This window comes from Pseudoxanthomonas sp. LjRoot204_2 (assembly GCF_056175765.1).
Genome location: NZ_JBGFFG010000205.1, coordinates 1 through 5,950, shown reverse-complemented (window position 1 = coordinate 5,950; position 5,950 = coordinate 1). Strand labels below are relative to the sequence as shown.

Sequence of the window (5,950 nt, the reverse complement as noted above, 5' to 3'; positions counted from 1 at the left end):
GATGCGGATGCGGTAGCTGGAGTCTGGGGTGGTCGGGGACAGGAAGAAGATCGTCTCCGACAGATTGGTCCAGGCGGCGAACGCCTGCATGCGCGCCGTGTCCCATCCACCGGCGTCCAGTACGACGCCCAGCGGATTGCCCGCGCCGGGGCGGTCGGCGAAGACGTCGACCTGCAGATAGCGGTGTGAGGTTCGTTGCATGCGGTACGGTCCGGTCGCGCGCGGGAGCTTGGGCTAGAATCGACGGTTCACGCCCGAAGGGTTCGGGCATTCCCCGTCATTCTATCCATGCCTTCTGCCACGCCTGCGTCTGATCGTTGGATCGTCCTCAAGTTCGGCGGCACCTCGGTGTCGCGTCGCCATCGCTGGGACACGATCGGCAAACTGGCAAAACAGCGGGCGGACGAACAGGGCGCGCGCGTGCTGGTCGTGGTGTCGGCGTTGTCCGGCGTCACCAACGAGCTGACCGCCATCGCCGACGGCGCGGCCGATAGCGCGGAACGCGTGGCGAAACTGGAACAGCGCCATCGGGAATTCCTCTCGGAGCTCGAGCTGGACGCCGATGCCGTGCTCGGCGACCGCCTGGCGGCACTGCGCAACCTGCTGACCGATCCGCGCGCCGCGAGCCGCGCGCTCGACTGGCAGGCCGAGGTGCTGGGGCAGGGCGAACTGCTCTCGTCCACGCTTGGCGTGGCCTACCTGCGCGCGCAGGGACTGGATTTCGGCTGGGTCGACGCGCGGCACTGGCTGCAGGCGAACTTCCTGCCGAACCAGAGCCCGTGGGCGCAGCGGCTGTCGGTGTCGTGCAACACCGCGCCGGACCAGGACTGGCGCCGCGCGTTCGCGGGCCAACCGACGACGATGCTGCTGACGCAAGGCTTCATCTCGCGGCACGCCGATGGCGGCACAGCCATCCTCGGCCGCGGCGGCTCGGATACGTCCGCCGCGTATTTCGGTGCGCTGCTCGGTGCGCAGCGCGTGGAAATCTGGACCGACGTACCCGGCATGTTCAGCGCGAATCCGCGCGAAGTGCCCGATGCGCGCCTGCTGACGCGACTGGATTATTACGAAGCGCAGGAAATCGCGACCACCGGCGCGAAGGTGCTGCATCCGCGTTCGATCAAGCCATGCCGCGATGCCGGTGTGGCAATGGCCATCCTCGATACCGAGCGGCCGGAGTTGCCGGGCACCACCATCGACGGCAACGCCCTGACCGTGCCGGGCGTGAAGGCGATCAGCCGCCGCAACGGCATCGTGCTGGTCTCGATGGAAGGCATCGGCATGTGGCAGCAGGTCGGCTTTCTGGCCGACGTGTTCGCGCGCTTCAAGAAGCATGGTCTTTCGGTGGACCTGATCGGTTCGTCGGAGACCAACGTCACCGTGTCGCTGGACCCCAGCGAAAACCTGGTGAACACCGACGTGCTGGCCGCGCTGTCGGCCGACCTGGCGGAGATCTGCCGGGTGAAGGTGATCGCGCCGTGCACGGCCATCACCCTGGTCGGGCGCGGCATGCGGTCGCTGCTGCACAAGCTGTCCGATGTGTGGGCGATGTTCGGCCGCGAGCGCGTGCACCTGATCTCGCAGTCTTCGAACGACCTCAATCTGACCTTCGTGATCGACGAGGCTGATGCCGACGGCATGCTGCCGCTGCTGCACGAGGCGTTGATCGACAGCGGCGCCATGCCCGTCGAGGAGGCCAGCGTGTTCGGTCCCAGCTGGCGGGAGATCAACGGCGCGGTCCGCCATCGCGGCGTGCGCTGGTGGAGTGCGCCTGCCGCCCGCGAACGGCTGCTGTCGCTGGCGCGGGCCGGCACGCCGCGCTACGCCTACAACCTGGACATCGTCCGCGCCCGTGCCCGCGCGCTGGCCGCGATCACGGCCGTCGATCATCGTTTCTTCGCGATCAAGGCCAATTCGCATCCCGCCATCCTGCGGGCGCTGGTGGAAGAAGGATTCGGCCTGGAGTGCGTGTCGCGCGGCGAACTGGAGCGCGTGTTCGAGATCGCGCCTGCGCTGCCGATGGAGCGAGTGCTGTTCACGCCGAGCTTCGCGCCGCGCGAGGAGTACGCATTCGCGCTGGAGCGGGGCATCAACGTCACCCTCGACAATGTCGAGGCGCTGCAGCAATGGCCCGAGATCTTCCGTGGTCGCCGCCTGTGGCTGCGCGTCGACCTGGGGCGCGGCGACGGCCATCACGACAAGGTGAAGACTGGCGGCAAGACGTCCAAGTTCGGCTTGCCGCTGGCCAAGCTGGAGGCCTTCCTCGCAGCGGCCCGCGCGATCGACGTGCGCGTCGTCGGCCTGCATGCGCACCTGGGCAGCGGCGTGGAAAGCGCACAGCACTGGAACCAGATCGCCGATGAGCTCGGCGGACTGGCCGACCAGATCGGCACCATCGAGACGATCGACATCGGCGGTGGCCTGCCGATTCCCTACGCCGAAGGCGACGAGCCGTTCGACCTGGCGGCGTGGGGCGAGGGCCTGGCCGCGATCAAGGCTGCGTACCCGGCGTACCAGCTCGTCATCGAGCCGGGCCGCTACCTGGTCGCCGAGTCGGGCGTCCTGCTGGCCCACGTCACGCAGGTCGTGGAGAAGCTCGGCATCCGCCGCGTGGGCAGCGACGCGGGCATGCATACGCTGATCCGCCCGGCGCTGTACGACGCGTGGCACGACGTGACCAACCTGTCGCGTCTGGAAGACACCGAACAGGAACCGTTCGACGTGGTCGGCCCGATCTGCGAATCTAGCGACATCTTCGGCAAGCGCCGCAAGCTCGCGTCCGCGACGGCCGAGGGCGACGTGCTGCTGTTCTCCGACGCCGGCGCGTATGGGTTCGTGATGGCCAGCCATTACAACCTGCGCGGCTTGCCGGCGGAGGATGTGATCGATGGGGTGTTTGGCGATGTCGCCGCGCACTGAGTTCGTCCTGTCCAGCCTGCTGACCGCCGCGTTGCTGAGCATCGCGGTGGTGGTGCTGATGGATGTGGATCGCCGCATGCCTGGCGTCGCCGAGTTCACGGCGGCGTTGCGGTTTGCGCCCGCTGCACTCCTGGCGGTCGGGCTGGGCGCCTGGTTCGTCACGCGATGGCAGGCGCGTGCGCAGCGCGCGGGCCAACGCTGGAAGGCGGGCGGCATGACCTTGCGCCTGCTGCTGGTGGTGCTGCTGCTGTTTCCGCTGTCGCTGTCCGCCTGGGCGGTCACCGCGATCGCGATCGACTCGTTGACCGCCAGCCACCCAGGCGGATCGGACGAGGCGCTGGCCTGGCTGCCGGTCCTCGTCTTCTACGGCTCGCTGCTCGCGACAGTGTTCGGCGCTGCGCCGTTGTTCGCTATCGAATATTTCGCCTGCCGCCGCTACCTGCGCCGACGGGCCGCACTTTCCCCGGATCACGCATGACGACTTTCGACAAATCCAGCATCCGCACTTTCCGTTTCGTCCGTTGTTCCTTCGATGCGGAGACCGGCGTCGCGCGGTTGGTGTACGCCTTCGACGACGGTCCGGAGCTGACCGAGACGGTGACCGTACCGGGCGCGCCGTTCGCGCTGGACGCCACGCGTGCGCAGGCGGTCGAGCACGCCGTGCGCCTGCTGCACCTGGTCACCGGCGTGAGCTACTACAAGGCGGCGGTGCCGAACGAGATCCGCATCGATGGCTACGCGATCGACGCGGCCACGGCCGTGCTGATGGAACAGGTCTACGTGCATGGGCTGGGCGAGTTTGCCTATCGCAACGGCCTGAGCCTGCATGGCCGCGTGCGGTTCCCGGTGGGTGCGCCGGCGCAGGCCGCGGCACCCGCCGCGGGTCTGCAGGAACACGCACTGGTCGCCATCGGCGGCGGCAAGGACTCGCTGGTCAGCATCGAGGCGCTCCGCGGTGCCGGCATCGAGCAGACCGTCACCTGGATCGGCGGTTCGCAGCTGATCGCGGCCTGCGCGGCGCGCACGGGCCTGTCGACGCTCAACATCGGCCGCGCGCTGGCGCCGGAACTGTTCGAATACAACCGCCAGGGCGCGTGGAACGGGCACATCCCGGTCACCGCGATCAACTCGGCAATCATGGTGCTGGCGGCGTTGCTGCACGGCGTGGACCAGGTAGTGTTCTCGAACGAGCGCTCGGCCAGCTACGGCAGCATGATCCCGGGCACCGGCGAGGTGAACCACCAGTGGTCGAAGGGCTGGGCGTTCGAGAGCGCGTTCGGCGCGCACGTGCAGTCGCACGTGGCCGCCGACCTGCAGTACTACTCGCTGCTGCGTCCGTTGTCGGAGCTCGCGGTGGCGCGGCAGTTCGCCCGCACCGATCATTACGACGCGCATTTCTCAAGCTGCAACCRCAATTTCCACCTGCTCGGCGAACGCCCCACCAACCGCTGGTGCGGTGTGTGCCCGAAGTGCCACTTCGTATTCCTCGCGCTGGCGCCGTTCATGCCCAAGCCGCGCCTGGTCGGCATCTTCGGACGCAACCTCCTGGATGACGCCAACCAGACGGGCGGCTTCGACGCCTTGCTGGAGTACCAGGACCACAAGCCGTTCGAGTGCGTCGGCGAAGGCCAGGAATCGCGCGCGGCGATGGCGACGCTGGGTGACCGGCCTGAATGGCGCGAGGACGTGATCGTCGCGCGCTTCAACCGCGAGATCCGCCCGCAACTCGATGCATCGGAACTGGCCGTGGCGCCGTTGCTCGAGATCGGCGGCGAGCACCGCATCCCCGCTGCGCTGTGGGAGCGCCTGCGTGCAAATTTCGCAGCTTGAGGGACGGCGTGTCGCACTGTGGGGGTGGGGGCGCGAAGGTCGCGCCGCCCACCACGTGGTGCGCGCGCGGCTTCCCACGCTGCCGCTGACGCTGTTCTGCAACGCGCAGGAAGCCGCAGAGGCCGCGGCGCTGGGCGATCCGCTGCTCTCGATGGAAACCGAAGTGACCACCGAACGCTTGTCGGCGTTCGAGATCGTCATCAAGTCGCCCGGGATCAGCCCGAACACGCCCACAGCGGTGGCTGCGGCGGGCGCAGGTACGCGTTTCATCGGCGGCACCGGCCTGTGGTTCGGCGAACACGCGGGCGCCGACRGCGTGGTCGCGCACACGTTCTGCGTCACCGGCACCAAGGGCAAGAGCACCACCACCTCGTTGCTGGCGCACCTGCTGCGCGCGGCAGGCAGACGCACGGTGCTGGCCGGGAATATCGGCCTGCCGATGCTCGAAGTGCTGGATCCGCGGCCGGCACCGGACGAGTGGGCCATCGAGCTGTCCAGCTACCAGACCGGCGATGTCGCCGACAGTGGCGCACGCCCGGACGTGGCGATCGTGTTGAACCTGTTTCCCGAGCACCTGGACTGGCACGGCAGTGAAGCGCGCTACATCGAAGACAAGCTGAAGCTCGTCACCGGCGCGCACCCGCGCATCGCCGTGCTCAATGCCGCCGATCCTCGCCTGGCTGCGCTTGAGCTGCCGCGCAGTGACGTGCGCTGGTTCAATCATGCCGAGGGCTGGCACCTGCGCGAGGACGACCTGTATCGCGGCGACGTGTTCGTCATGGACACCCGCCCGCTGCCGCTGCCGGGACGCCACAACCGCAGCAACCTGTGCGCCGTGCTGACCGCACTGGAAGCGCGGGGCATCGATGCGCTGCCGCTGGCGGCGCATGCGCAGTCGTTCCGTCCGTTGCCCAGCCGCCTGCAGGCGATGGGCACGCGCGACGGCATCACTTGGGTCAACGATTCGATCAGCACCACGCCGCATGCCACGCTCGCCGCGCTGGAGTGCTTCGCCGGACGGCGCATCGCGCTGCTGGTGGGCGGGCACGACCGTGGGGTGGACTGGTCCGATTTCGCTTCGCACATGCGCCACGACGCGCCGGCCACCATCATCACGATGGGCGCCAACGGCCCGCGCATCCACGCCTTGCTGGCGCCCGTGGCAAGCGAGGCGGGGTTCACGCTGATCGGCGTGGAGACG

At 68.4% G+C, this 5,950-nt stretch carries 5 protein-coding genes; 4 read left to right on the top strand and 1 reads right to left on the bottom strand.

Features of this window, described 5'->3' with window-relative positions; translation table 11 throughout:
- Window positions 1-201: PhzF family phenazine biosynthesis protein (locus tag AC04L7_RS10870; protein WP_475512992.1), on the bottom strand; the 201-nt coding region annotated here is incomplete at its 3' end.
- A gap of 87 nt (window positions 202-288) precedes the next feature.
- On the opposite strand from AC04L7_RS10870, the gene AC04L7_RS10865 reads away from it, so the two are divergent.
- From AC04L7_RS10865 to murD, 4 genes are all read left to right on the top strand, one after another.
- Window positions 289-2,919: a bifunctional aspartate kinase/diaminopimelate decarboxylase gene (locus tag AC04L7_RS10865; protein ID WP_435999911.1), complete on the top strand. Its 2,631-nt coding sequence runs from the start codon at window positions 289-291 to the stop codon at window positions 2,917-2,919.
- Window positions 2,903-3,397, top strand: coding sequence for a hypothetical protein (locus AC04L7_RS10860; protein WP_435999909.1), 495 nt, complete (start codon window positions 2,903-2,905; stop codon window positions 3,395-3,397). Before AC04L7_RS10865 ends, AC04L7_RS10860 begins: the two co-directional genes overlap by 17 nt.
- Window positions 3,394-4,749, top strand: coding sequence for a UDP-N-acetyl-alpha-D-muramoyl-L-alanyl-L-glutamate epimerase (gene murL / locus AC04L7_RS10855; RefSeq protein WP_475512991.1), 1,356 nt, complete (start codon window positions 3,394-3,396; stop codon window positions 4,747-4,749). The genes AC04L7_RS10860 and murL overlap by 4 nt, the downstream gene beginning before the upstream one ends.
- A partial coding sequence (murD, locus tag AC04L7_RS10850) for a UDP-N-acetylmuramoyl-L-alanine--D-glutamate ligase (protein WP_475512990.1) occupies window positions 4,730-5,950 on the top strand: 1,221 nt, incomplete at its 3' end. The genes murL and murD, both read left to right, overlap by 20 nt.

Coding starts and splice junctions, on each gene's coding strand:
- AC04L7_RS10865 (WP_435999911.1), top strand. CDS start 289: ATGCCTTCTGCCACGCCTGCGTCTGATCGTTGGATCGTCCTCAAGTTC.
- AC04L7_RS10860 (WP_435999909.1), top strand. CDS start 2,903: ATGTCGCCGCGCACTGAGTTCGTCCTGTCCAGCCTGCTGACCGCCGCG.